The 25,636-nt window shown below is 46.4% G+C and carries 18 protein-coding genes and 1 tRNA gene; 7 read left to right on the forward strand and 12 right to left on the reverse strand.

Translation table 11 applies throughout. The features are described 5' to 3' along the window. The first annotated feature begins 1 nt into the window (after position 1). From DW640_RS13010 to DW640_RS13025, 4 genes are all read left to right on the forward strand, one after another. Positions 2-3,073 carry a glycoside hydrolase family 2 TIM barrel-domain containing protein gene (locus DW640_RS13010; RefSeq protein WP_172556806.1) on the forward strand — a complete coding sequence of 1,024 codons (3,072 nt, stop codon included), beginning with the start codon at positions 2-4 and terminating at the stop codon, positions 3,071-3,073. A 167-nt stretch (positions 3,074-3,240) separates the two neighbouring features. After that, complete coding sequence (locus DW640_RS13015; RefSeq protein WP_011107898.1) at positions 3,241-5,058, forward strand: alpha-L-fucosidase; 1,818 nt, start codon at positions 3,241-3,243, stop codon at positions 5,056-5,058. Between the two features lie 86 nt (positions 5,059-5,144). Beyond that, positions 5,145-6,692 (forward strand): sulfatase-like hydrolase/transferase, encoded by a 1,548-nt coding sequence (locus tag DW640_RS13020; protein WP_011107897.1) that lies wholly within the window; start codon positions 5,145-5,147, stop codon positions 6,690-6,692. A 134-nt stretch (positions 6,693-6,826) separates the two neighbouring features. Further along, on the forward strand, positions 6,827-8,002 hold the full coding sequence (locus DW640_RS13025) for a mechanosensitive ion channel family protein (protein WP_008762107.1): 1,176 nt from the start codon (positions 6,827-6,829) through the stop codon (positions 8,000-8,002). A 166-nt stretch (positions 8,003-8,168) separates the two neighbouring features. Here the strand turns inward: DW640_RS13025 and DW640_RS13030 are convergent, their stop codons facing one another. The 8 genes from DW640_RS13030 to DW640_RS13065 all read right to left on the reverse strand — a co-directional run bounded on the left by DW640_RS13030 (position 8,169) and on the right by DW640_RS13065 (position 21,412). Further along, positions 8,169-9,671 carry an arylsulfatase gene (locus DW640_RS13030; RefSeq protein ID WP_011107896.1) on the reverse strand — a complete coding sequence of 501 codons (1,503 nt, stop codon included), beginning with the start codon at positions 9,669-9,671 and terminating at the stop codon, positions 8,169-8,171. 13 nt (positions 9,672-9,684) lie between these two features. Then, positions 9,685-11,244, reverse strand: a complete 1,560-nt coding sequence (locus DW640_RS13035; protein WP_016267046.1) for a beta-N-acetylhexosaminidase — start codon at positions 11,242-11,244, stop codon at positions 9,685-9,687. 292 nt (positions 11,245-11,536) lie between these two features. Next, the gene (locus tag DW640_RS13040) at positions 11,537-13,393 is read right to left on the reverse strand and encodes a RagB/SusD family nutrient uptake outer membrane protein (RefSeq protein WP_117578461.1); all 1,857 of its coding nucleotides are present in this window, start codon (positions 13,391-13,393) and stop codon (positions 11,537-11,539) included. A gap of 13 nt (positions 13,394-13,406) precedes the next feature. Then, positions 13,407-16,859, reverse strand: coding sequence for a TonB-dependent receptor (locus DW640_RS13045; RefSeq protein WP_117578348.1), 3,453 nt, complete (start codon positions 16,857-16,859; stop codon positions 13,407-13,409). Between the two features lie 113 nt (positions 16,860-16,972). Further along, on the reverse strand, positions 16,973-17,980 hold the full coding sequence (locus DW640_RS13050) for a FecR family protein (protein ID WP_061473376.1): 1,008 nt from the start codon (positions 17,978-17,980) through the stop codon (positions 16,973-16,975). 78 nt (positions 17,981-18,058) lie between these two features. Beyond that, the gene (locus DW640_RS13055) at positions 18,059-18,622 is read right to left on the reverse strand and encodes an RNA polymerase sigma-70 factor (RefSeq protein ID WP_016267049.1); all 564 of its coding nucleotides are present in this window, start codon (positions 18,620-18,622) and stop codon (positions 18,059-18,061) included. A 152-nt stretch (positions 18,623-18,774) separates the two neighbouring features. Beyond that, positions 18,775-19,971 carry an endonuclease/exonuclease/phosphatase family protein gene (locus DW640_RS13060; RefSeq protein ID WP_072066661.1) on the reverse strand — a complete coding sequence of 399 codons (1,197 nt, stop codon included), beginning with the start codon at positions 19,969-19,971 and terminating at the stop codon, positions 18,775-18,777. After that, positions 19,952-21,412, reverse strand: coding sequence for an aminoacyl-histidine dipeptidase (locus tag DW640_RS13065; RefSeq protein ID WP_061473374.1), 1,461 nt, complete (start codon positions 21,410-21,412; stop codon positions 19,952-19,954). The genes DW640_RS13060 and DW640_RS13065 overlap by 20 nt, the downstream gene beginning before the upstream one ends. 132 nt (positions 21,413-21,544) lie before the next feature. On the opposite strand from DW640_RS13065, the gene DW640_RS13070 reads away from it, so the two are divergent. After that, a complete protein-coding gene (locus tag DW640_RS13070) occupies positions 21,545-21,778 on the forward strand; it encodes a hypothetical protein (protein ID WP_008762116.1) in 234 nt (77 codons plus the stop codon). 26 nt (positions 21,779-21,804) lie between these two features. Next, a complete protein-coding gene (locus DW640_RS13075) occupies positions 21,805-22,407 on the forward strand; it encodes an OmpH family outer membrane protein (protein WP_008762117.1) in 603 nt (200 codons plus the stop codon). A gap of 96 nt (positions 22,408-22,503) precedes the next feature. Here the strand turns inward: DW640_RS13075 and DW640_RS13080 are convergent, their stop codons facing one another. Together DW640_RS13080 and DW640_RS13085 are read right to left on the reverse strand one after the other, a co-directional pair. Then, entirely contained in the window at positions 22,504-22,845 is a 342-nt protein-coding gene (locus tag DW640_RS13080; protein WP_008762118.1) for a hypothetical protein, read from the reverse strand. Beyond that, a complete protein-coding gene (locus DW640_RS13085; RefSeq protein ID WP_008762119.1) occupies positions 22,842-23,144 on the reverse strand; it encodes a septum formation initiator family protein in 303 nt (100 codons plus the stop codon). The genes DW640_RS13080 and DW640_RS13085 overlap by 4 nt, the downstream gene beginning before the upstream one ends. A gap of 158 nt (positions 23,145-23,302) precedes the next feature. Here DW640_RS13085 and DW640_RS13090 point away from each other — a divergent pair, with 158 nt between their 5' ends. Then, positions 23,303-25,162 carry a DNA polymerase III subunit gamma/tau gene (locus tag DW640_RS13090; RefSeq protein ID WP_008762120.1) on the forward strand — a complete coding sequence of 620 codons (1,860 nt, stop codon included), beginning with the start codon at positions 23,303-23,305 and terminating at the stop codon, positions 25,160-25,162. Between the two features lie 70 nt (positions 25,163-25,232). Here DW640_RS13090 and DW640_RS13095 read toward each other — a convergent pair whose 3' ends face one another. Next, complete coding sequence (locus DW640_RS13095) at positions 25,233-25,469, reverse strand: PspC domain-containing protein (protein WP_008762121.1); 237 nt, start codon at positions 25,467-25,469, stop codon at positions 25,233-25,235. 73 nt (positions 25,470-25,542) lie between these two features. Beyond that, positions 25,543-25,619, reverse strand: a tRNA-His gene (locus tag DW640_RS13100). Between the last annotated feature and the right edge of the window lie 17 nt (positions 25,620-25,636).

Consider the following 25,636-nt stretch of genomic DNA (forward strand, 5'->3'; position numbering starts at 1 on the left):
AATGATGAAATTAAAGAAACGAACGTTTTTAATCTTGATGGCAGCACTGACTGCTACCTTCGCTTCGGCTCAGAAACAGCCTTTGCCGGAGTGGCAGAGCCAGTATGCGGTAGGACTGAATAAACTCGCTCCTCATACCTATGTATGGCCTTACGCCGACGCTTCCGATATTGAAAAGCCGGGAGGATATGAACAGTCTCCTTATTATATGAGTCTGAACGGGAAGTGGAAATTTAACTGGGTGAAGAACCCGGACAACCGTCCGAAGGACTTTTACCAGCCCTCTTATTATACCGGAGGGTGGGCGGATATTAATGTTCCCGGCAACTGGGAACGGCAAGGCTACGGAACAGCTATCTATGTCAACGAAACTTATGAGTTTGACGACAAGATGTTCAACTTCAAGAAGAATCCGCCATTGGTTCCATCTGCTGAGAATGAAGTAGGTTCCTATCGTCGCACGTTTAAGGTGCCTGCCGACTGGAAAGGACGTCGGGTAGTGCTTTGCTGCGAAGGAGTGATCTCTTTCTATTATGTATGGGTGAACGGAAAGTTGCTTGGCTATAATCAGGGATCGAAGACGGCTGCCGAATGGGACATTACCGATGTACTGAGTGAAGGAGAGAATGTGGTAGCTCTGGAAGTATATCGCTGGAGTTCGGGTGCTTATCTGGAGTGTCAGGATATGTGGCGTCTGAGTGGCATCGAACGGGATGTTTATCTGTATAGCACTCCCAAACAGTATATTGCTGACTATAAAGTAAGTGCTTCCCTTGATAAAGAGAAATACAAAGAAGGTATCTTCAATCTGGAAGTGACGGTGGAAGGCCCTTCTGCTACTGCCAGCTCCATCGCTTATACACTGAAGGATGCTTCCGGAAAGGCAGTATTGCAGGATGCCATTAACATCAAGTCCCGTGGACTGAGTAACTTTATCGCTTTCGATGAGAAGAAGATTGCAGAAGTAAAAGCATGGAATGCGGAGCATCCTAACCTTTATACCTTGGTACTCGAATTAAAAGATGCGCAAGGAAAAGTAACCGAACTGACCGGTTGTGAAGTCGGTTTCCGTACTTCGGAAATCAAGGACGGATGTTTCTGTATTAACGGTGTTCCGGTGCTGGTGAAAGGGACGAACCGTCACGAACATTCGCAACTGGGACGTACCGTAAGCAAAGAACTGATGGAACAGGATATCCGCCTGATGAAACAGCATAATATCAACATGGTGCGTAACTCACATTATCCGACTCATCCGTACTGGTATCAGCTTTGCGACCGCTACGGGCTGTATATGATTGATGAGGCGAATATCGAATCGCATGGCATGGGATACGGGCCTGCCTCCCTTGCCAAAGACAGTACTTGGCTGACCGCTCACATGGACCGTACACACCGTATGTACGAACGTTCCAAGAATCATCCGGCTATCGTGATCTGGTCACTGGGCAATGAAGCCGGCAACGGTATCAACTTCGAACGTACTTACGACTGGCTGAAATCGGTAGAGAAAGGCCGTCCCGTGCAATATGAACGTGCCGAACTGAATTACAACACGGACATCTACTGCCGTATGTACCGCAGTGTGGACGAAATTAAGGCATACGTGGGTAAGAAGGATATTTACCGTCCTTTCATACTCTGCGAATATCTGCACGCAATGGGCAATAGTTGCGGTGGAATGAAAGAATACTGGGATGTCTTTGAAAATGAACCGATGGCACAAGGTGGCTGCATTTGGGACTGGGTGGATCAGAACTTCCGTGAAATAGACAAAGACGGAAAATGGTACTGGACTTATGGAGGCGATTACGGACCGGAAGGAATCCCCAGCTTCGGTAATTTCTGTGGCAACGGTCTGGTGAATGCTGTTCGTGAACCGCATCCGCATCTACTCGAAGTGAAGAAAATATATCAGAACATCAAAGCGACTTTGTCAGACCGGAAGAATCTGAAAGTCTGCATAAAGAACTGGTATGACTTTTCTAATCTGAATGAATATATCCTGCGTTGGAATGTGAAAGGGGAGGATGGAACCGTACTTGCCGAAGGCACGAAGGAAGTAGACTGCGAGCCGCACGCTACGGTAGATGTCACTTTGGGTGCCGTCAAACTTCCGAATACCGTTCGGGAAGCCTATCTGAACCTAAGCTGGAGCCGTAAAGAGGCCACTCCGCTAGTGGATACCGACTGGGAAGTGGCATACGACCAGTTTGTACTTGCCGGTAATAAGAATACGACGGCTTATCGTCCGCAGAAGGCGGGAGAAACAGCTTTTGTTGTGGACAAGAATACCGGGGCACTTTCTTCCCTGACTTTGGATGGAAAGGAATTGCTGGCTGCACCAATCACTTTGAGCCTGTTCCGTCCGGCTACGGATAATGATAACCGGGATAGGAACGGAGCCCGTCTGTGGCGCAAGGCCGGTTTGAATAACCTGACACAGAAAGTGGTATCACTGAAAGAAGAAAAGACATCGGCAACGGTCCGTGCTGAGATTCTTAATGGGAAAGGACAGAAAGTAGGAATGGCGGATTTTGTTTATGCACTCGACAAGAACGGGGCATTGAAGGTTCGTACCACCTTCCAGCCGGATACGGCGATTGTGAAGTCGATGGCTCGTCTGGGGCTGACCTTCCGCATGGCAGATGCTTATAATCAAGTATCTTATCTGGGACGTGGCGATCATGAAACGTATATCGACCGCAACCAGTCCGGTAGGATAGGACTGTATGATACGACGGTAGAACGGATGTTCCACTATTACGCTACCCCACAATCTACAGCTAACCGGACAGATGTACGCTGGGCGAAACTGACGGATCAGGCAGGCGAAGGTGTCTTTATGGAATCGAATCGTCCTTTCCAGTTTAGTATCATTCCTTTCTCGGATGTATTATTAGAGAAGGCGCACCACATTAATGAACTGGAGCGTGATGGAATGATAACCATACATCTGGATGCCGAACAGGCAGGAGTAGGTACGGCTACCTGCGGACCGGGTGTATTGCCGCAATATCTGGTACCGGTGAAAAAGCAGAGTTTTGAATTTACGCTTTATCCGGTAAAATAGCCTGAAACTGATTGCATTTGGATAGAAATATTGCATTGAGATAGAATATAGGGGAGCGAATGGCATGGATTTAGCGAAGTTTAATGAAAAGCGCTTCGGGAAAGCCATGAAATTTGCTCCTTTATATTTATCTTTGTCTCATTAGCATTAAATCAATATTTATTATGATGAACAAACTACTTACTTCTCTCTTTTTATCTTCTGTGATAACGTTGGGCGGATGTGGACTGACGAAAGAAAACTACTATGTGAAGCATGTTGAATTTCCACAGGATGCAACCCTCGAACAAAAAATCGATATGGCAGCAAGGCTGGTTCCTACCCCCCAGCAGGCTGCGTGGCAACAAATGGAGCTGACTGCTTTCCTGCATTTCGGTATCAACACATTCACCGGACGCGAATGGGGCGATGGTCAGGAAGACCCTGCTATCTTTAACCCTACAGAGCTGGATGCAGAACAATGGGTGCGCACCTTGAAAGACGCCGGATTTAAAATGGTACTTCTCACGGCAAAGCATCATGACGGCTTTTGTCTGTGGCCTACAGCTACCACGAAACATTCGGTAGCCTCTTCCCCTTGGAAAAACGGTCAGGGCGACGTAGTGAAAGAACTGCGTAACGCTTGCGATAAATATGATATGAAATTCGGAGTCTACCTCTCTCCGTGGGACCGGAATGCGGAATGCTACGGAGATTCTCCTAAATACAACGAATTCTTTATTCGGCAATTAACGGAATTACTTACTAATTACGGCGAAGTGCACGAAGTGTGGTTTGACGGCGCAAACGGAGAAGGACCGAACGGAAAGAAACAAATCTATGACTGGGATGCGTTCTACAAGACTATCCAACAGTTGCAGCCGAAAGCGGTGATGGCAATTATGGGCGATGATGTCCGTTGGGTAGGTAATGAAAAAGGATTGGGACGCGAAACGGAATGGAGTGCAACGGTGCTGACTCCGGGCATTTATGCTCGTTCCGAAGAAAACAACAAACGACTGGGCGTCTTTAGCAAAGCCGAAGATTTAGGAAGCCGTGCGATGCTGGAAAAGGCAACGGAGTTATTCTGGTATCCTTCGGAAGTAGACGTGTCTATCCGTCCGGGATGGTTTTATCATGCGGAAGAAGACAGCAAAGTGAAATCCTTAAAACATCTGGCTGATATCTATTTCCAGTCGGTAGGCTATAACTCGGTGCTCTTGCTGAATATTCCTCCCGACCGCAGAGGATTGATTAATGAAGCGGATGTGCAGCGGTTGAACGAATTTGCTGCTTATCGGGAGAAGATATTTACGAACAACCGGGTAGAGAAAGGAAGAAAAGACTGGGAGGCTGTTTCCGGCAGTGAAACTGTTTATTCCTTGAAACCGGAGTCGGAAATCAACGTTGTGATGTTGCAGGAAGATATCACGAAAGGGCAACGGGTGGAGTCTTTTACCGTAGAGGCATTGACGGAACAAGGCTGGCAGGAAGTGGCGAAAGGAACGACTGTAGGCTATAAGCGTATGGTTCGTTTTCCGGCAGTAAAGGCTACCCAGCTTCGGGTGAAGATCAACGAATGTCGTCTGACGGCTCACATCAGTCAGGTGGCAGCCTACTATGCAGACCCTTTGGAAGAAGAGAACCGGACGGAAAACTGGAACAATCTGCCTCGTGCTTCATGGAAACAGGTGGCTGCTTCTCCGTTGACCATTGATTTGGGCAAAGAAGTCGAACTCTCCGCATTTACTTATGCACCTCTGAAAGCGGAAGCGAAACCGACGATGGCTTTCCGTTACAAATTCTACGTGAGCGCAGATGGCAAGAACTGGAAGGAAGTGCCTGCCAACGGTGAGTTCAGCAATATCATGCATAATCCGTTGCCGCAGACTGTCACTTTCGGTCAGAAGGAAAAGGCACGCTTTATCAAGCTGGAAGCTACCACCCCTACGGCTACAACGGCGCAAGTAGAAATGAATGAAATCGGAGTGACCGTAGCTCCTTGACGAAGCTTTGAATTTTAACTTAATAAGTACATCACTTTGAGAATAGATACTTATTCATTCTAACCTAATAATTATCAAAAGACAAAATGAGAAAAGAATTTTATGGTATATTACCTTTAGCGTTAACTTCCTGTCTGGCTTCTCAGACCACTGCTCAGGAGAAACAAACCCAGCGTCCGAATGTTGTTTTTATCTATGCGGATGATATCGGTTACGGCGATTTGAGTTGTAACGGAGCCAAGACTATTCATACTCCTAATGTGGAACGTCTTGCCAAAATGGGAGTACGTTTTACCAATGCGCACAGTGCAGCTGCTACCAGTACGCCTTCCCGCTATGCGATGCTGACCGGTGAATATGCATGGCGCAAAGCCGGAACAGGTATTGCTGCCGGAGACGCTGCGGCTATTATCCGTCCGGAACGCTATACAATGGCGAACCTGTTCAAGGATGCCGGATACAACACCGGAGTCGTAGGCAAATGGCATCTGGGACTGGGCGACAAGGGCGGAGAACAAGACTGGAACAAGCCTTTGCAGCCGGGAACGAATGATATCGGCTTCGAATATTCCTTTATCATGGCAGCTACGGGCGACCGTGTTCCTTGTGTATTTGTAGAGAATGATCAGGTGATCAACCTTGATCCGAATGATCCGATTCAGGTAAGTTACAAAGCGAACTTTCCGGGAGAACCTACCGGGAAGGACAATCCGGAGTTGCTGAAAATGCATCCTTCTCACGGACACGACCAGAGTATCGTGAACGGTATTTCCCGTATCGGATATATGAAGGGCGGAAAGTCGGCTCTCTGGCAGGATGAGAAGATTGCGGAGACGCTGACAGGAAAAGCTGTTTCCTTTATTGAAGGACACAAGTCTGCTCCTTTCTTCCTGTATTTTGCCACGCAGGATGCGCATGTTCCCCGTGTTCCGTCTCCACAGTTCGCAGGAAAGAGCGGCATGGGACCTCGCGGCGATTGTCTGCTCGAATTTGACTGGTCGGTAGGCGAGATTCTGAATGCACTCGAACGACTGGGATTGGATAAGAATACACTGGTGATTCTTTCCAGTGATAACGGTCCGGTAGTGGACGACGGATATAAGGATCAGGCAGTGGAATTGCTAGGCGATCATACTCCGGGCGGCATTTATCGCGGAGGAAAGTACAGTTCGTTCGAAGCGGGTACACGTATTCCTTGTATCTGGAGCTGGCAGGGTGTGATCCGTCCGGGAACAGTTTCGGATGCATTGCTCTGTCAGATAGACTGGTTTGCTACTTTTGCTGAAATGCTGAATGTCCGCTTGCCGGAAGGTGCGGCACCGGATAGTGAACCGATGCTGAAAGCGTGGACAGGCAAGCAAAAGAAGGGACGCGAATGGCTGGTACTTCAGAATGCACAGAATAACCTGTCGGTGACAGACGGAAGATGGAAATATCTCCGTCCGGGAAATGGACCGGCATATCTGAAAGCAGTGAATATCGAGTTGGGAAACAGTAAGGAACCGCAGCTTTACGATCTGAAGAAAGATCCGAAAGAAAAGAATAATGTGGCGGGTCAGAATCCGGAACTGGTAAAGAAGATGGCAGCACAGTTGGAGAAAATTGTAGATGGACGCTACGGTCTGCCACTATAAAAGAAATGCTTAGAGAGTAGCAGTGGGACTGGCGGTCTTGATTTCTAGTAAATCGGACGCCAGTCTTTTTTTTAAACCAAACGTAGGTTTTCACTGTTATCTTTCTATATAAATGATATATAAAGAAAGAACTTATGTTAGTAGTCGATTTAGGAAAATGGATGAACAAAATCCTGATAGATTGGGGGATAGATGCGAAGGTTGCCGATCGTTTTGATGAAACAATTATTGCTATACTGATGATAGCCATTGCTGTAGGGGTGGACTATCTTTGTCAGGCAATTCTAGTGGGAGGAATGAGGCAGTATACCCGCAGGAAACCGCATCTTTGGAATACATTGCTGATGAAACGTAAAGTGTTTCATAATCTGATTCATACGATTCCCGCCATCCTTGTCTATGCCCTGTTGCCGATGGCTTTCATGCGTGGCAAGGAACTGCTGGTTATTTCGCAGAAGGCTTGTGCCATTTATATCATCTTTTCTTTGCTGCTGGCTATCAATGGGATTCTGCTGATGATCATGGATATTTACGATGGAAAGGAGACAATGAAGAACCGACCGATGAAAGGATTCATTCAAGTACTTCAGGTACTTTTGTTTTTTATCGGGGGGATTGTGATTATCTCTATCCTTGTAAATAAATCGCCTGCTAGTCTGTTTGCGGGACTAGGTGCTTCGGCAGCCATCCTGATGCTGGTATTCAAGGATTCCATTTTGGGATTTGTGGCAGGTATTCAGCTTTCTGCCAATGATATGGTGCGTCCGGGAGACTGGATCACGCTTCCTTCCGGTGCCGCAAATGGTACGGTGCAGGAGATTACGCTTAACACGGTCAAGATTCAGAACTTTGATAATACGATTTCTACGGTTCCGCCTTATACGCTGGTCAGCAGTCCTTTTCAGAACTGGCGTGGCATGAAGGATTCCGGTGGGCGGCGGGTGATGAAGAATATTACACTGGACCTGACGACACTCCAGTTTTGTACGCCGGAGATGCTCGACCGTTATCGGAAAGAGATTCCACTCATGGCGGATTATCAGCCGGAGGAAGGAGTGGTGCCCACCAATTCACAGGTTTACCGGGTGTATATCGAGCGGTATCTTTGCAGTCTGCCGGTGGTGAATCAGGATTTGGATTTGATTATCAGTCAGAAAGAGGCTACCATGTACGGAGTTCCTATTCAGGTTTATTTCTTTTCCCGCAATAAGGTGTGGAAAGAGTACGAGCGGATTCAGTCGGATATCTTCGACCATTTGCTGGCGATGGTGCCGAAGTTCGACTTGAAGGTATACCAGTATTCTGACTAACTCTATAGGGGACATCTTTGCCACAGGCTTAGCACAACTGTGCCACGCCTGTGGCACGGCCGTGCCAAGCTGTTGGCATAGTTGTGCCAAAGCGTTGGCACAAGTCTTTCGCAGGGATGTTACGGATGATGCTCCGGTATGTCCCGTTAGTTAGCAAGGAAGGTCGTTAAAAGTCCGGACCGTTTCTAGCTTCTTTCATCAGTCGTTCGAAGCGTTTTACGATATCGGGATGTTGCGCAGCCACATCGTGTTCTTCTCTGATGTCCGTTTCCAGATTATAAAGCTGCATTTGCGTATTGCCTTTCCGGATGTCCGTGATGATTCCTTTCCATTTTCCCATGCGGATTGCTTTGTTGCCAATCCTTGGGTCAGGATATTCCCAATATAAATAAGTGTGTTCTTTTTGTTTCCCTTTTTTGCCGAGCAATGTGGGCAGAAAGCTGATTCCGTCCGTTGGCGGACAAGTGATGCCTGCCAGTTCTGCCAGCGTAGGCATAACGTCCTGAAAAGCGCAGATGTGGTCACTTTGCGTACCGGGTTTTATTTTGCCGGGCCATGTGATAATGGCGGGGACACGGATACCTCCTTCATGCAAGAAACATTTGCCCCATCCGTATGCTGAATTGAAAAGTCCCCCGCTGTTGAACCAGGGAGAATCGCTGCCTCCGTTGAACGTAGGACCATTATCTGAAGTAAACACAATCAAGGTATTTTCGTACAGATGTTCCGCTTTCAGTTTTTCGATCAGTTGGCCGATCTGCTCGTCGAAATAACTGATCATAGCCGCATAGGTAGCATGCGGATACCGGCAGGGCAGATATCCCGCTTGTCCGGTGTAAGGCTTTTCGTCCCCGAATTTCTTTACATAATGCTGTACCCAGCGTTCGGGTGCCTGAAGCGAGACGTGCGGCAGGGGAGTGGTCCACATCAGGAAAAACGGTTTGCGTTTATTGGCATCGACAAATCCCATCAGTTCATCAAAGATCAGATCGTTGGCATATTCCTTTTGCGTATATTTAGCGTAGCTGGCTGGATCGTTCGGATCGGCACCTTTATCCAGAGGGCTTCGGTGAGGGTCTGTCACTTTGTTGGACAGGTAGACACGTTCTTCGTCATTATACAGAAAAGGAGGATAGTATGTGTGCGACTGGCGCTGGCAATTGTATCCGTAGAATCGGTCGAACCCCTGTTTGTTGGGAGTTCCTTCGGAACCCGGATACCCCAGTCCCCACTTGCCGAAACATCCGGTGGTATATCCCGCTTGTTGCATCATTCGCCCGATAGTCATCGTGTTCGCCTGTAGGGGGAATTGCCCTTCCAGCTCTTTATGAACGTACACCGAGTCGTAGTTGTTTACTGCTCCGCGTTCGGCTAACTCATTGTTGAAGCGGATTTGCGCATGACCGGAGTGCATACCTGTCATCAGTACGCAGCGTGCCGGAGCTGATACGGGGGAACCGGAATAATGTTGTGTCAGTTTGATGCCTTCGCTGCATAAACGGTCGATATGGGGTGTTTCTATTTTGTCTTGTCCGAAGCAACCGATATCTCCATATCCCAGATCGTCCATTAAAATATAGATAACGTTGGGAGATGCGGGTTGGGTTTGTCCGTGCAGGTAACCGCTGCACAGGGCGGGTATTGCGATCAATAAATTTCTTTTGTTCATGATGTTCTTTTTTTTAATCCCATTTATAATCTTTCGTTACATCTTCTTTCAGAGCCGGTCCGAATTCGAATCCAGCTTCTTCGAACCATGCTTTGCGGTGAAGGATGTTCCGGTAGAACCGGTCGAAGTCAAGCGCTTCCCCCTCGTGCCACATCTGTTCGGACAGAGCGAGGATGCGTGGGAAAAGGCGTCGGTCTATCATTCGTTCCGTGACTCCGTCGTCGGTCCATAATGCGCAGCTCATACCAAGTATCAGAGGATTTTTCTCGCTGATGGCTTTGTCGGAAGGGTTGTTCAGATAGACATCTTTCAAGTCGAACGTACGTGCTTCCGTATATCCTTTCCACGGGGTGACGGGGAAGTTCAGATACGTATAGTAGTTGGAACTGCAAATGACCGGATAATGGTGTTTGACGGCGTTTCTGAGCGCGAGGTCTTTGTGTCCCCGATAGTTCCACCACTGGATAACGGTATTGTCCGGCAACGGGTAGCCGTCATGATAGACTACGTCGCCCCAGAAGATGGCTTTCCGTCCTTTCGACTTCAGATAGTTTGCCATTTGCGCAGAGAACCATAGCTGGAGGTCGTGACTGTCTTTGAGTCCTTCTGTGGTAATCCTTTTCCGGCAATCCGGGCATTGATCCCAGTTGCCTTTCGGGGCTTCGTCTCCGCCCAGATGTATGTAGGGAGAAGGAAAGAGGGCGCATACTTCATCCAGTACGTTTTTCAGGAAACGGAGAGTTCCGTCTTTTCCTGCACAAAATATGTTCTGGGTAAATCCGCTTTGCGGTATCTCTACCGGCAATCCGAAACAACCGAGCTCCGGATAGGCAGAGAGAGCAGCTTCGGCATGGCCCGGCATATCTATTTCGGGGACGATGGTGATATTCCGTTGACGGGCATATTCGATGATGTCCCGTATTTCTTCCTGTGTATAGAATCCCTGCTGTTCTTCTCCTTTGCCTACCGAACCGCCAGTCCGGGTGAGGTGCGGATATTGCTTGATTTCGATGCGCCATCCCAGTCCTTCTGTCAGATGCCAGTGGAAGTAGTTCATTTTGAGCAGTGAAGCCATGTCGATATACTTTCTGATGGTGGCAGCCTTTTGGAACTGACGTCCGGAGTCCAGTAAGAAGCAGCGCCACTGTGTGCGGGGATAGTCCGTCACGCTTGCGCAGGCAAAGGTGATAGATCCTGCTGAACCGGCTACCCATTGGCGTAGCGTTTGTACGGCATAGGTGAATCCTCCTTTGTCGGAGGCGCTGATTACCATCTGTTGCGGATGAATCCTGATCCGGTAACCTTCGGGGGGCAGGGATGAGTCGGTTATCCAGCAGATATCGGCTTTGGATTCTTTTTTTTGCCATTTGATGGGAGTGTGGGAGAGTACTTCTTCTCGAAAAAGGTTTAGATAAAAAGCGGTAGTGTCTTCGGCGTACATAGAAACCTTTTTCCCTAAAATCAGGTTGCCTGTCTGCATTTCTACTTGATTGGGGGTAGGAAATACGATTTGGGCGCGGACGGCGACTGTGTACGATAGAAGAAAGAGAGCTGTAAAAATTAGGTGCTTCATGGGGTACAGTGTGTTTATTTAGATTTTGTAAGAGTCGGCAAAAGGATTGCCCGTATTAGTCTGATGTCTCAAAAATACGAATAAATTTCAAGTACTCAATTATTCTTTTGAGTAAACTTACGAAATCAATACAGTTAAAAAGGGAAGAGGCAGTGTCAAATATCAAGGTCTTTCAGCCACGCTAATGACGAAATGCTTGTCCTGTCATTGGGATGACTGTCAAGAAGAGCCAATATTTGCCACAGCCTCTTCCGGTTAGTTCCGGATTATCCGGTTGGTGATGGATTACCGGTTAATTTCCTTCCTCCCATCCCGGATTCTGTTCGAGTTGGGGATTCAGTACCCGTTCGTTGCGTGGAATAGGATTGAGGTAATAGTAATCCGGCCATAGATGATTCTGTTTCGGATGGAATTCGAGATATCCTTCGGAGCCGCCACCGTCGATAGTCACATTGGTTCCTGCCGTGAAGTCGGATGCACGTACGTATTGTCCGAGTTTCTTCTTCAGTGCATAGTGGCATTTCTTCCATCTTCTCAGGTCGTCGAAACGGAATCCTTCGGCGAACAGTTCGATGCGTCGTTCCCGTCGTATTTCCCATAATAGCGGACTCACTTCGTAGTCGTTGGGATAATCCGGATTTCCGAGATCACGTTTCGGGTCGAAGGCTGAGTTTATTTCCGAGACTTTCATGAGTTTTACATTGGCACGCGGGCGCAGTTTGTTGATTGTGACGTCGGCAACTGTCTGGTCAAACTCGCCGAGTTCGCACATGGCTTCCGCGTAGTTCAGCATGACTTCTTCGATGCGGAAAATAGGCATATCCGTCTCTTCATTTCGTTGGCTGCCCATGCTCAGGTAGCAGCAATAGTATTTCCAGTTGTTATATCCGAAGGCAGACTTGTACCACGGCTGGTTCTCCAGATAGAAGTCAAAGTGAGGCGATGCACCCAGAATACCACCGTCATATCCTTGACGGAATGGCAATAACTTCTGTCGTTCCTTACTGGTGCCGTACCCGATTCCCATGCGGACGGTGAGGCTGTCGATAAAACTGCGGTCTTTGGAGTTATCCGTAAATTTCCATTTATTGTCCCAGGCTGTGCTGGAAGCCGAACGGTCTACCCGGTAAGGAGGAGTGACGTGCAGCCACAAACGATGGTCACGGTTGCTGAACTCGTCGTATATATCCTTGTCACCCAGATAGGCGTCACTCGTCCAGCGTGGCTTTCCGTCCGTGCACAGGTAACTGTCCACTAAGTCGCGGGTCGGATTGTAAAAGGAGGTGGCGGTCGTTCCCCCGATGCTGACAGCGTGCACTACACCGACAGCATCCGAATATTCTCTGTACAGAATGACACCGGTAACATCTTTCAGTTCCAGTGAACAGAACAGATCGTCGTAGCAGTCCGCCACGTTCGGATAAGTCTGCATCAGTTCGGCGGATACCCGTTTGCATTCCCGCAGATAAGTTTCGGCGTTGTTGAGTCCGTGATATTTGCGCCAGGTACCTTCGAAAAGGCAGAAGCGGGAGAGTAAAGCCTGTACACAAGCCTTGTTGATGGTGTTTCTGCCTTCTCCGTTCACGTTGATATTCTTTTCGGCAAATTGCAGGTCTTCCAGAATGTGACCGGCTATTTCATCTCTGGAGGCACGAGGGCCTTTGATCAGTTCTGTTTCGTCGTCGCTCAGCACATGATCAATCCAGGGTACGCCACCGTAAGCCGACAGGAGAGACAGGTAGCGGTAACTACGGAAAAAGTAACCGACGGAACGCCAGTTCGCCTTTTCTACATCCGTCATTTTCGAACCGTCAATGCGGTCGAGCATCAGGTTGACCCTTCGGATATAGCTGTAATAGTTCCAGGAAGTATTGTCTTTCTTGTCGGGGATGGTCACCAGTTTTCTGATCCAGTTGCTTTCGCTGGTTCCTCTTGTCTGGTTGTACGAGATATCGTCCGTAGAATTTTCCGAGCCATAGCCCAATGAAGGCAGGGTTTCATACAATCCCCAGGCGTATGCCTTGAAATTGTCGTATGTTTCAAAAGCCGTTTCGGCAGTCGGGTCTCCCAAAGGATACCTTTCCAGAAAATCGTTATTGAGACAGCTTGCTAACAAAACTGTACATATAAAGATTAAATATTTTCTCATAATACATTGGTTATTAGAATGTAACATTGATACCGAAAGAGAATTTTCTCATGAACGGATATTCCCAGGCACCTTTTGACAGCATATCGGTTTCCAGTCCTTCCGGCAGGTGATCCCACGTGTAGAGGTTCTCTCCGCTGAAGAATACTTTCACATCGTCGAAGTAGAGACGCTGGGACCATACTTTGGGCAAGGTATAGGAAAGCGTGATGTTTTGCAGTTTCAGGTAAGAGGCGTTGGCGAGATACTTCGACTGTTTCCAGTGGTTGTAGCTTGTGTTTACCCCGTCGTTGGAATACACGCGCGGATAATAAGCATTGGTGTTAGTCGGAGTCCAGAAGTCGAGAGTTTCTTTGAACAGGCTTCCCCAGCCTCCGGTAGGCCATGCGATCTGGTCGGTGCGCCAATAATCCCGTTTGCCTACGCCTCGGAGGAAGATAGAGAGGTCGAGTCCTTTCCAGCTGATTCCTGCGGTGATGCCGTAGTGGAAACGCGGAGTCGAGTTACCGATGATACGCTGGTCGCCGGGATTGTCGGCGGTTCCTTCGCCGCTCCAGATGGTTTCGGTATCGTCATCGAAGTTCTTATACAGCACGTCTCCCGGAAAAACTTTTCCTGCTCCTTTCGGAATGGGGATTCCCGGTTTTAGTGTACCGTCTGCGTTGAAGTCGTCTTCCGTGTAGAAGCGGTCGGTGACATATCCCCAGATTTCTCCCATTTTCATGCCTTTGCGGTAAATCTTGTCGCCTAGCAGGTTGGTCTCATTATTGTATTTCGTGATTTCACTTTGTGAGTCGTACAGGTTGAATCCGATCCGGTAGCTCCAGTCCTTGTTGATGCGGTCTCTCCAGTTCAGTTCCAGTTCCCAGCCGTACGTCTTCAGGTCAGCGGCGTTCTGTTTGGCGGCGGTGGCTCCCACTACCCACGGTAGGTCCATACCGGGTGCCAGCATCCCTTTGGTGTCGCGGCGATACCAGTCGAAAGTACCGTTAAAGCGGTTGTCGAAGAATCCGAAATCGACTCCGAAGTCCAGTGTATATACCTTTTCCCACGAGAAACTGCTGCTGACCATTGCCGGTGCATTCAGTGTAGTCGTCTTTTGTCCGTCCACCAGCCATTCCGTCAGGTAAGGTGACATAGAAGGGATGTAGGGATAGTTTTCCGGAGTGTTGTCCGGCTTCAGTATGATCTGGTTGCCGATAGAGCCCCATGAGGCACGTAGTTTCAAGTTTGACAGGAAGCTTTTGGTATTCTTCATGAATGCTTCTTCCGAAATGCGCCATCCGGCGGAGAAAGAAGGGAAGAAACCGAAACGGCTGTCTTTCGGGAAACGGGATGTACCGTCGTAACGTCCGTTGGCTTCGAACATGTATTTACCGTCGTAAGTGTAATTGACACGGTAGAACAAACCTCTGATAGCATATTCATCGAAACTGTCGGTGACGGATGCCGTTCCGGTAGAACCGGAGAGCGACGGCAGATTTTCCAGTAATACGTCCGTGCGCTGCGACCATTGCGATTCCTTATGACTCTCTTCCTGATTGTAACCACCCATAATAGAGATATCATGTTTACCTATTGAAAAGTCGTAATTGGCGAATGCGTTAATAGCGTTGTAATTGGTGAAACCTTGCGTCAGGGCATAACGTGAGTTCTCTACATTGTTCAGCAGCCCTGTAAAGTTGAATCCTATATACTTGTATTTGTTGACGTACATCCGGTTGTACTCGGTGATCCGGTTGTAGGTATATTCACCTGTTATTTTCAGTCCTTTCAGCGGAGAGATGATGACACGTCCCAAAGTACGCAGGTTGGTCTTCTTGATCACCCTCGGTTCTCCGTAGCGTACGAAAGTAGCGGACGTTTCGGCAGGATATTCGATGCCGTCTTGTTCGTACGGCAGGATGTTGTGGTAGGACGGCAGGTGCATGGCACTTCCCCAGACACCGTTTCGTCCGCCTTGCTCCACCTTGTTCTGGGTAGAGTTTGCATATCTGATATCCAGTTGGGTAGTTAGCCACTTGTTTACGTCGACACTCAGGAAGCTGGACATATTGATACGGTCAAATTTGTCTTTGTCCGTTACCAGAATGCCGTCCTCACCGGTATATCCCAGGCTTAGTCGGTAGCTGGTACGCTGGCTGCCTCCCGATACGGAGAAACTGTGGTTCTGCATGAATCCGAAGTTATCCATCATATCGGCAAACATATCATTCTCCCGCATAAGGAACAGGTTGCCCTGATCGTCGAAAATATATCCGTTCGGATAGTTGGAAGGATTCGCCTGATAGTCTCGTATGTAGCCTTCCCATTGGGTGATGTTTTTTCCGTCTACATAGGTATCGTTTGCCCATCCCATTTCCTTGTACGCCAGTACCGATTCCAGCGAACTTGCTTTCTGCGGAAGCTCTGATGCTTTCGAGAAAGAGAAGTTGTTGTTGTAATTGAATCTGGGAGCCATGTCCTTTTTACCTTGCTTCGTTGTAATCAGAATCACACCAAAAGCTGCGCGGGCACCGTAGATAGCTGCGGAAGCGGCATCTTTCAAAATAGAGACAGATTCAATATCCTGCGGGTCAATCATGTTGATATCCATCGGTACGTTGTTTACCAATACGAGAGGCTCACCACCGTTGATGGAGGTTGTTCCACGGATATTGTACGTCATGTCGTCTCCCGGAGTTCCCGTTGTCGATTCAATTTTTAGTCCCGGCACGACTCCTTGCAGGGCAGCCGAAACGTTGGTAATCGGGCGGTCGCCCAACGACTCTTTGATATTTACAGAGGCTACAGCGCCGGTCATATTCACTTTTTTTTGTGTTCCGAATCCGATGACTACCACTTCATCCATAGTCTGGGTATCTTCCTGTAGCTGTATGTTGAAAAGTGTCTTGTTTTTGACTGTTACTTCTTGTGTGACGTAACCGATATAAGTAACCCGTAACTTACTGTTGGCAGGTACTTCCAGTGAGAATTCCCCATTCATGTCGGTAATGGTCGCTTGTTTGCTGCCGTCAACCAGAACATTTGCTCCAATCAGAGGTTCGCCCTGCGCATCTGTTACGGTTCCCCGTATTTTTATGGACTGCTGGGTAGAAGTAGTGTTGTTGGGGGCTGCTTCTGCCTTTGCCGGGACAGGAATGATAATAATATGCTTACCTTCCTGTCTGTAAGTGAATCCTGTTCCTTTGAGTACGGAGTTCAGAACAGAAGAGACTGCTTCTCTGACAAAATTGGCGCTGACCTTTTGTTTCACGTCCAGTTTCGTCTGATTATAAGCGATACTAAAATCGGTCTGATCTTCAATGATTTCGAATACTTTTAATAGAGGTTGGTTTTTCATAGATACCGTTATTGGCTGATTTTGCCCATAGGCTATGTTATAAAAACATAAAGCGAATAACAATATATAAAATTTATGAATTTTTACGGGATAACCTATGCCCGACAATTTATAAAATTTCATACTTTTGTGAGTTAATCATTAATACTAATTTAAGTGTACACAACTAATTTAAATGAAGTAATTTTGATTTGGGGGAGTTGGTATCCGCGAAATATCGACTCCCTTTTTTCTGTCTATCGGCCTCCTTTCTTATTTAGGGGTGAATAAATTAAGAGAATGTTCTCGTCTTCGACTTTATAGTCTATGTTTCCTATGGTTTTGGTCACGATATTCATGATCTCCTTGATAGGAGCTTTTTGTTTGAACTTGATGGTATATACATCGGTGGTAGCCAGATGCGGAGGGACGATGATGTGTATGTCGTATATTCTCTCTATCGTAATGAAAATATCGCTGAGAGTCATTGCCGCAAAGTTCAGCTCGCCTCTGGTCCAGCCGGAGTAGACAGAGGCGTCGATAATCTTTTTATTAAATTCTCCGGACGGGTTGTCATATTCCAGTTGCTCGTTCGGTGTGAGGGTGATGATATCCTCATTGTTTGCTTTCTGAACGACTACGGAACCCGATTCCAAAGTAGTGGTTGTCTTCTCGTCTTCTGCATAAGCGTGTACGTTGAATTTAGTTCCCAATACTTTTACTTTCAGATGGTTGGTCTTGACGATAAATGGATGTTGCTTATCTTTCTTTACGTCAAAATTAGCTTCTCCTATCAGATATACCGAACGGATATCCCCGGTGAACTTTTGCGGATATACCAGTAAAGTTCCTGAGTTGAGGTATGCTGTGGTGCCGTCGGGCAAGGTAACCTGTTTTTGTTCGCCTCTGGGCACATAGTACTCGACAAGTTCTGTATGCTCTTCATTCGATTGTATATATAGGTAGGATGCCACCATAGAGAGCAGGGGAACCAGTAATACAGCCGCCACCTGTAGCCATTTGCGCAAGGTATACCTTGCAGTTGCCTTCCGCTGTTGGGGCGCAATTTTCCTGCGGAAGTTCTGATAGGAACGTTCAGTACTTGCATCGGCTTTGAAATTCTGATCTTCCCATAATTCCATCAATGCTTCATCTTTCTCCGCCTGTTCACTGGAGTCGACAAGCCATTTCCATAACTTCTCTTTAAGTTCCGGACTGAACTTATCGGAAGTAAAGTTTTTAATTATTTTATGAGCGTTCGACATATTAGCGCATTTTAGGTGTGGTTACATATATAAGATACGTAACAGATTAATAACGCACAGCCTCTATTCTACTTTTTTTTAGAAAAATAGAATAAAGGTTATGAATAATGCTTTTCGGATGTCGGTAAGTGCTTGTGAAAGGTGGTTCTCTACTGTTCGTTTGTTGATGCTTAGTTCGCGGGCTATTTCTTCGTTGTTCATTCCTGATTCCCGGCTCATCTTATATATTTTCTGTCGTTGCGGAGGCATTTTTTCTACAACCATTGTCACCAATAGTTCGAGTTCTTTGAGGTGGATGTTGTCATCGGTTTCGTTGCTTTCCAGTGGCGGGATATACTTTTCGGTTTCTTTCTGCTGATAGTTCCTGAACAGTAGTGTGCGTTCGATGTGCCGATACACCGCATTTTTGGAAATGCGGAAAAGATAAGGTTTAAGGTTATTGATGGTATGGAGGGATGAGCGGTTGTTCCATAACGTAAGAAAGATGTCCTGCGATAAATCTTCGGCCTCTTCTTGCGATTGCAGTAGTCCGTTGATAAACCCTTTGATGCGGGGATAGTAGTATAGGAAGAAAGTTTTAAAGGCTTTCTCATCTCCTTCGCTAATAGCCTTCAGAAGTTGTTTTTCGTCAAAGGTTTCCATTGGGGGTATTTTTTGTAAATGCTGTAAACCCTGCAAAAATAAGTAAATTTTGTATCGAACCCCGTTTATTAACATAAAAAACTCTTTTTTTTCTTTCCGGCTATGTCCGGCGGAGTGGTTGACAGTGGATTTATAACCTCCTTGTATTTCGGCTAGTATAAAATGAGTTCAAAATCTGCGTAAACAGGAAGATGGTCACTGATTCCTCCCTGATATTTCATTCCTTTATAGGTACGGAAAGGTTCATCATCACCGTATTTCTTGTCTTCTGTCAATAGAAAGGGGAGGCGGGCAACAGTTGCTTTGTCTTCACCGGTGAAGAATTTAGAGGAAGTATCGAGTAAATTGCCGGATACGATCAAATGGTCGAGCAATCCCCATTTTCCGTGGTATTTATAGGAGCCAAAATGGCGGGATGTTGCTTTTCGGGCAAGCAGATGGTAGAGTTTCCGGGGATTGGGGAAGGTGACTGACTGTTGGGGATCAGTAGCTTCTAATATCTCTTTGATGGATTTATTGGTTGGGTAGTCATTAAAATCTCCCATGATGACCAGTTGTGGATGAAGGCGGATATTTAGCAGACTGTCGGCTTCTGTGCGTAGTATTCGGGCAGCGTGTAGCCGGTAAGGTTCGGATTCCTTGGCTCCACCGGACCGGGAAGGCAGATGGCAGACGATTACATCAAGTGTATCTCCGGTTAATAATAGTCCGCTGACGTGCAGTAAATCTCTTGTGGGGCGATGATGCTTGAATGAGGGGATGGGGATAGACCGGAAAGATAATAATTTGAATAGGTCACGTTGATATAATAAAGCAACATCAATCCCTCTCAGATCGGGAGAACTTGTCATAACATACCGGTAACTCAGTTCCTTTAAAGGAGAACGTCGTGTGAGATCACGTAGTACACTGTCGTTTTCTACTTCACAAAGACCTACAAGGGCGGGTGGATTCCATTCACCGACGGCAGTGATGACACGGGCCATATCAGCCAGTTTCTTCTTGTACTTGGTGTAGTTCCAGTGACGGATAGCGTCAGGGAGAAATTCATTATCGTTCTTTAGTGTATCGTGGTGAGTGTCAAAGAGGTTTTCTACATTCCAGCTCATGACACGAAAGGGAATTCGTTCTTCGGCGGAAGACTTCTTCTGGGAAACAGATTGTTTATTGCTGAACGATTCTTTTTCGGTAAGGGAAGTTTGCTTTGCAAAAGAAGTTTGCCCTATGATATAAGAGGGCACGAAAAAGAGCATTATAATAAAGATGACGGTCATAGCAAATCTTTTTCTGCTATCACCATCATCTTTTCTATGATATCTTACCTGACTGTTATTTCTTGGCAGGAACATGTGCCAGAATATCCAACAGGTGCTTCCAGAACTTCTCAACGGAAGGGATGTGCATCCGTTCGTCGGGAGAGTGTACTCCGGTGAGAGTAGGTCCGAAAGAGATCATATCTAAAGTCGGATACTTGTCGAGGAACAAACCGCATTCCAGTCCTGCGTGAATTGCTTTCACTTTCGCCTCTACACCGAAAAGTCGTTTGTAAGATTCTGCTGCCACTTCGAGGATAGCTGAATGAGGATTCGGCTTCCATCCCGGATAACCTTCACCGAAGGTCACATCAGCGCCTGCCAGCTGGAAGACGGCACGCACCGTATTCGCCATGTCATTGCGTGCAGATAAGATAGAGCTGCGTTGGCTGGTTTCGATGCGGATAATATGATTCGGTTTCATTTTGACAGAAGCAAGGTTGGTTGAAGTCTCTACCAGTCCGGGGATATCCTGACTCATGGCATATACACCGTGAGGAGCAGCATACAATGCTTTCAGCAAGCGGGTAGTAGTATCCTGGTCGATAGCCATTTTACGGGGAGTTTCCGATTCAAGAACCAGTTTCAGGTCCGGTTCGGTGACGGCCAGTTCGTTTTCTACTTCACTGGTGAAGATATTCAGTTCCGTGCGGACGTCATGTTTGGCATCTTCGGGAACTGCACAGATGGCGTATGCTTCGCGGGGGATGGCATTGCGCAGGTTACCTCCGTTGATTTCGCAGAGATACAGGTCCTGCCGGTTAGCCATTCGGGACAGGAATCGGTTCAGTATCTTGTTTGCATTGCCCCGTCCCAAGTGAATATCACCACCGGAGTGACCGCCTTTCAGTCCTTTTACTTCTACTTTAAAGAAAAAGTATCCTGCGGGGACTTCTACTTCTTTATAACTAAACTCTGCAACGGAGTCGATACCTCCGGCACATCCGATAAAGATTTCTCCTTCATCTTCGGAGTCGAGGTTCAGCAGAATATCACCGCTCATGAAACCTTCTTTCAGCTCGAAAGCTCCGGTCAGACCGGTTTCTTCATCTACGGTAAACAGGCATTCCAGCGGGCCGTGCTCGATGTTGTCATCCGCCAGGATAGCCAGTTCGGTAGCTACACCGATACCGTTATCAGCTCCGAGGGTAGTTCCTTTGGCTTTCAGCCATTCTCCGTCTATTTCTGTTTCGATAGGGTCGGTAAGGAAGTCGTGCTGTACATCATTGTTCTTTTCGCACACCATGTCGATGTGCGATTGCAATATGACAGTCTGAAGGTTTTCTTTGCCCGGAGTGGCGGGCTTTTTGATCAGTACGTTTCCTGCTTCATCTACATTGGTCTCCAGGTTATGTTTTACTCCGAATGCCTTTAGGTAGGCAATTATTTTCTCTTCCTTCTTGGAAGGACGCGGCACTTGGCAGATTTCCTCAAAATACTTGAATACGCCAGCCGGCTTAAGGTCTTTTTTTTCCATGCTTTTTTCTTTTATAATAGGAATAGGAGGTTCATTTTGGTTCCTCTTATTGCTAAATATGGTTAATTTGCTTGACTTATCTGAACTCATTTCTCATTAAAGCCTATCTTTGCACTCACAAAATTAATAGAAATGGTTGAGACTATACTGATAACTTTGTTAATAGTTGCTATTTCCCTGCTATTATTGGGGGTGAAAGTATTCTTTACGAAGGGGGGAAAGTTCCCGAATGGTCATGTGAGCGGTAATAAAGAGTTGCGTAAGAAAGGAATCGGTTGTGCGCAGTCGCAGGATCGTGAAGCACAAAAGAAATCACGTTTTTCTATTGATGAGTTGGAAAAAGCCTTGAACGATAGTATGAACTAATTAATTAAAAACAATATTTTAGAGTTATGAATAGAATAAACTACCTCATGAACGGTTTAGCTGCACTTGCGTTTATCGTTTTATTCTCACAATGCGCCGGCAAAGCTGATAATCAAGTTGCAACTACTCCGGCTTCGGCTAATGCAGAATTGTCTGGAATGAAAATAGCTTATGTTGAAATAGATACCTTGTTGGCTAAATACAATTTCTGTATTGACTTGAATGAGGCTATGGTAAAGAAGAGCGAAAATGTTCGCATGACGCTGAACCAGAAGATGACAGCTTTGAACAAAGAAAAACAGGAATTCCAAAAGAAATATGAAAGCAATGCTTTCCTGTCACCGGAAAGAGCTCAGCAGGAATACAATCGTTTGGCTAAAATGGAACAGGATTTGCAGGAATTGAGCAACAAACTTCAAAATGGTCTGATGGAAGACAATAATGCTAACAGTTTGCTTTTCCGTGATTCTATCAACGCTTTCCTGAAAGAATATAATAAGACTCGTGGATATAGCCTGATCTTCAGCAACACAGGTTTCGATAATCTGCTTTATGCTGATAGTGCATATAATATCACAAAAGAAATTGTAGATGGATTGAATGCCAGATATTCATCTGCTAAGAAATAAAAAACGTCTTTTTTAGGCCCTTGGGTTTCCTAAGGGCATTCATGATTTTAATAAATTGATGCCTGTTCAAGACTGAGAAGCTTTGAACAGGTTTTTTTATTTCTCTTCTTTTGCTTCTTCCTGTGGAATGCGGAAAGCGGTGTAAAGTTCAAGTACGGCAGCGATAGTCAGACAGGCAATCCATTCATTTCCATGGGTGGTAAACATGAAAGCTCCCGTCAGTATCAGCGCAAGTGCTCCGAATATCTGCTGGATGCGCAGACGCTTTAATATTTTGCTTTTTCCTTTAACCGGTGTGTTTACTTGTGCCAGAGCAATGAATCCGGCTCCGATGGTATAAATATAAGGAGCATAGTTCCATCCGGTGATATATACAGCAGCCCCTGTGAGAGCCATGATTGCGCCTACGGCGAAAAGTGCGGGTACTAATTGTTTCATTTATTATCTTCAAAAACGTAAATATCTTCGTTGGGCTTCTTCATCAGATACTTTTCACGTGCCACCTGTTCGATAGCATCCGGATTGCTGTTCAACTCGTTGAGACGTTTGGTGTTCTCTTCGTAGTCCGCTCGGTATTTTTCTATCTCTTCTTTCAGCTGGCTGATTTCGCGTTCGTATCCCAGACGGCGGAACAGGCTGTTCTCGTCCAGAAAACCAATGATAACAGCAAATGCAACGACGGTGATAAGATACTTACGTCGGCATATGAAACTCCAGATAGTGATCAGTTTATCCATAACTTCTCTTTTTTATATCCGCAAAGATAAAACTAATAACTTAAAAACTTACCGCTTTAGGTTCAAAACTTCTTTCTCTATCCTTTATTACTTATCACTTTTTTGTGTACATTTGCACTGAAAGCGAAAAATCAAAAAAAACAGAGAGAATCCCGGATATGGAGAACTATATTGTATCAGCTCGTAAGTACCGTCCGTCCACATTCGAATCGGTGGTGGGACAACGAGCGCTGACTACTACATTAAAGAATGCAATCGCTACCCAGAAATTGGCTCATGCTTATTTGTTTTGCGGACCGCGCGGGGTGGGAAAGACTACTTGTGCACGTATCTTCGCCAAAACCATCAACTGTATGACGCCTACTGCCGATGGTGAAGCCTGTAACGAATGCGAATCGTGTGTGGCTTTCAACGAACAGCGGTCGTATAATATCCATGAACTTGATGCCGCTTCCAACAATTCGGTGGATGATATCCGTCAATTGGTGGAACAGGTGCGCATCCCGCCACAGATCGGTAAATATAAGGTATATATTATCGATGAGGTGCACATGCTCTCGGCTTCCGCTTTCAACGCATTCCTGAAAACATTGGAAGAACCTCCCCGCCACGCTATCTTTATTCTGGCTACGACGGAGAAGCATAAGATTCTTCCGACTATCCTTTCCCGTTGCCAGATTTATGATTTTAACCGGATCAGTGTCGAAGATACGGTGAATCATTTGTCGTACGTTGCTGCAAAAGAAAATATTACGGCAGAACCCGAAGCGCTGAATGTCATTGCAATGAAAGCGGATGGAGGTATGCGTGACGCATTGTCTATCTTCGATCAGGTAGTGAGTTTTACGGGAGGGAATATTACTTATAAGAGTGTTATTGAGAACTTGAACGTTCTCGATTACGAATATTATTTCCGTCTGACGGATTGTTTTCTAGAAAACAGGGTAAGTGATGCCTTGTTGCTTTTCAATGATGTGCTGAATAAAGGATTTGACGGTAGTCACTTCATCACCGGATTATCTTCTCATTGCCGGGATTTGCTGGTCAGTAAGGATGCAGCTACCTTGCCATTACTGGAAGTAGGGGCGAGCATACGTCAGCGTTATCAGGAACAGGCGCAGAAATGCCCGTTGCAGTTCCTTTACCGTGCGATGAAGCTTTGCAATGATTGTGATTTGAATTACCGTGCCAGCAAGAACAAGCGCTTACTGGTGGAACTGACCTTGATACAGGTTGCCCAGCTTACCACCGAGGGGGATGACGTAAGTGGTGGGCGTGGCCCTAAGCAGACCATAAAACCCGTATTCACCCAACCTGCCGCAGCTCAGCAGCCGCAGGTCGCTTCTGCACCGTCTGCTCAACAGACTACTGTTCATACTGCTCCGTCTCCGGCTATTGCGCCGTCTGCCGCTAATACTGCTGTGCGTCAACCGCAGGTATCTGTTGCTTCGGGGGCTGCTGCTCCGGCAAATACTGCTTCCGCGCCGTCACAGAGTGTTGGAATCTCTTCGATTTCCAAAGAGGAACGGAAGATTCCTGTAATGAAGATGTCTAGTTTGGGAGTATCTATCAAAAATCCGCAACGTGATCAGGCTGCTCAGAATACAGCCAAAACCAATGTTGCTCAGGTGCAAACACAGCCGGAAGAAGACTTTATTTTCAATGACAGAGATTTGAATTATTACTGGCAGGAATATGCGGGACAGTTACCCAAAGAACAGGTGGCCATTGCAAAGCGTATGCAAGTGATACGTCCGGTATTGTTGAATAATTCGACTACTTTTGAAGTAGTGGTCGATAATGAGATTGCTGCTAAAGATTTTACAGCTTTGATTCCGGAATTACAGACTTATCTTCGTGGAAGATTGAAGAACAGCAAAGTGGCGATGACAGTGCGGGTAAGTGAACCTGCAGAAACTGTTCGGGCGGTTGGTCGTGTCGAGAAGTTCCAGATGATGGCACAGAAGAATCAGGCGCTGATGCAACTGAAAGATGAGTTCGGACTCGAATTATATTAATGTACTGATTTCTATAAGATTTCCATCCGGATCTTTAAAGTAAATGCTCCGGATGGCTATGAAAGCAATACTAATGCAAACGTTGATTCATTCTGTCACCGTATCCGTCGCTATACCTTTCTTCCGGCATAATGATCCATAGAATAAGATAAATAATAATTCCTGCAAAAGCAGTGAAGATGGTGGCTAGTGCATAGACTATTCTTACTAAAGTAGGGTCCCATCCGAAGTATTCGGCTAAACCTCCGCATACTCCGGCTATCATTCGTTCCTTTCTGGAACGAGTTAGTTTTTTGTTGTTTTCCATAAAGCGATTGTATTAATAAAAAATAAGTCCTGTAAATCTTTCGCTTTACAGGACTTGTCTTTTAAAATTTCTTTGGGGTGGAAGACCGGACTCGAACCGGCGACATTCAGAACCACAATCTGACGCTCTAACCAACTGAACTACATCCACCATGTCTGCGTTTCTCT

Origin of the sequence: Bacteroides sp. AM23-12, from assembly GCF_003434395.1 — a bacterium.
GTDB lineage: Bacteria > Bacteroidota > Bacteroidia > Bacteroidales > Bacteroidaceae > Bacteroides > Bacteroides thetaiotaomicron.

Coding starts and splice junctions, on each gene's coding strand:
- DW640_RS13090 (WP_008762120.1), top strand. CDS start 23,303: ATGGAGAACTATATTGTATCAGCTCGTAAGTACCGTCCGTCCACATTC.
- DW640_RS13040 (WP_117578461.1), bottom strand. CDS start 13,393: ATGAGAAAATATTTAATCTTTATATGTACAGTTTTGTTAGCAAGCTGT.
- DW640_RS13075 (WP_008762117.1), top strand. CDS start 21,805: ATGAATAGAATAAACTACCTCATGAACGGTTTAGCTGCACTTGCGTTT.
- DW640_RS13080 (WP_008762118.1), bottom strand. CDS start 22,845: ATGAAACAATTAGTACCCGCACTTTTCGCCGTAGGCGCAATCATGGCT.
- DW640_RS13035 (WP_016267046.1), bottom strand. CDS start 11,244: ATGAAGCACCTAATTTTTACAGCTCTCTTTCTTCTATCGTACACAGTC.
- DW640_RS13065 (WP_061473374.1), bottom strand. CDS start 21,412: ATGGAAAAAAAAGACCTTAAGCCGGCTGGCGTATTCAAGTATTTTGAG.
- DW640_RS13055 (WP_016267049.1), bottom strand. CDS start 18,622: ATGGAAACCTTTGACGAAAAACAACTTCTGAAGGCTATTAGCGAAGGA.
- DW640_RS13020 (WP_011107897.1), top strand. CDS start 5,145: ATGAGAAAAGAATTTTATGGTATATTACCTTTAGCGTTAACTTCCTGT.
- DW640_RS13060 (WP_072066661.1), bottom strand. CDS start 19,971: ATGTTCCTGCCAAGAAATAACAGTCAGGTAAGATATCATAGAAAAGAT.
- DW640_RS13095 (WP_008762121.1), bottom strand. CDS start 25,469: ATGGAAAACAACAAAAAACTAACTCGTTCCAGAAAGGAACGAATGATA.
- DW640_RS13015 (WP_011107898.1), top strand. CDS start 3,241: ATGAACAAACTACTTACTTCTCTCTTTTTATCTTCTGTGATAACGTTG.
- DW640_RS13070 (WP_008762116.1), top strand. CDS start 21,545: ATGGTTGAGACTATACTGATAACTTTGTTAATAGTTGCTATTTCCCTG.
- DW640_RS13050 (WP_061473376.1), bottom strand. CDS start 17,980: ATGTCGAACGCTCATAAAATAATTAAAAACTTTACTTCCGATAAGTTC.
- DW640_RS13045 (WP_117578348.1), bottom strand. CDS start 16,859: ATGAAATTTTATAAATTGTCGGGCATAGGTTATCCCGTAAAAATTCAT.
- DW640_RS13025 (WP_008762107.1), top strand. CDS start 6,827: ATGTTAGTAGTCGATTTAGGAAAATGGATGAACAAAATCCTGATAGAT.
- DW640_RS13085 (WP_008762119.1), bottom strand. CDS start 23,144: ATGGATAAACTGATCACTATCTGGAGTTTCATATGCCGACGTAAGTAT.
- DW640_RS13010 (WP_172556806.1), top strand. CDS start 2: ATGATGAAATTAAAGAAACGAACGTTTTTAATCTTGATGGCAGCACTG.
- DW640_RS13030 (WP_011107896.1), bottom strand. CDS start 9,671: ATGAACAAAAGAAATTTATTGATCGCAATACCCGCCCTGTGCAGCGGT.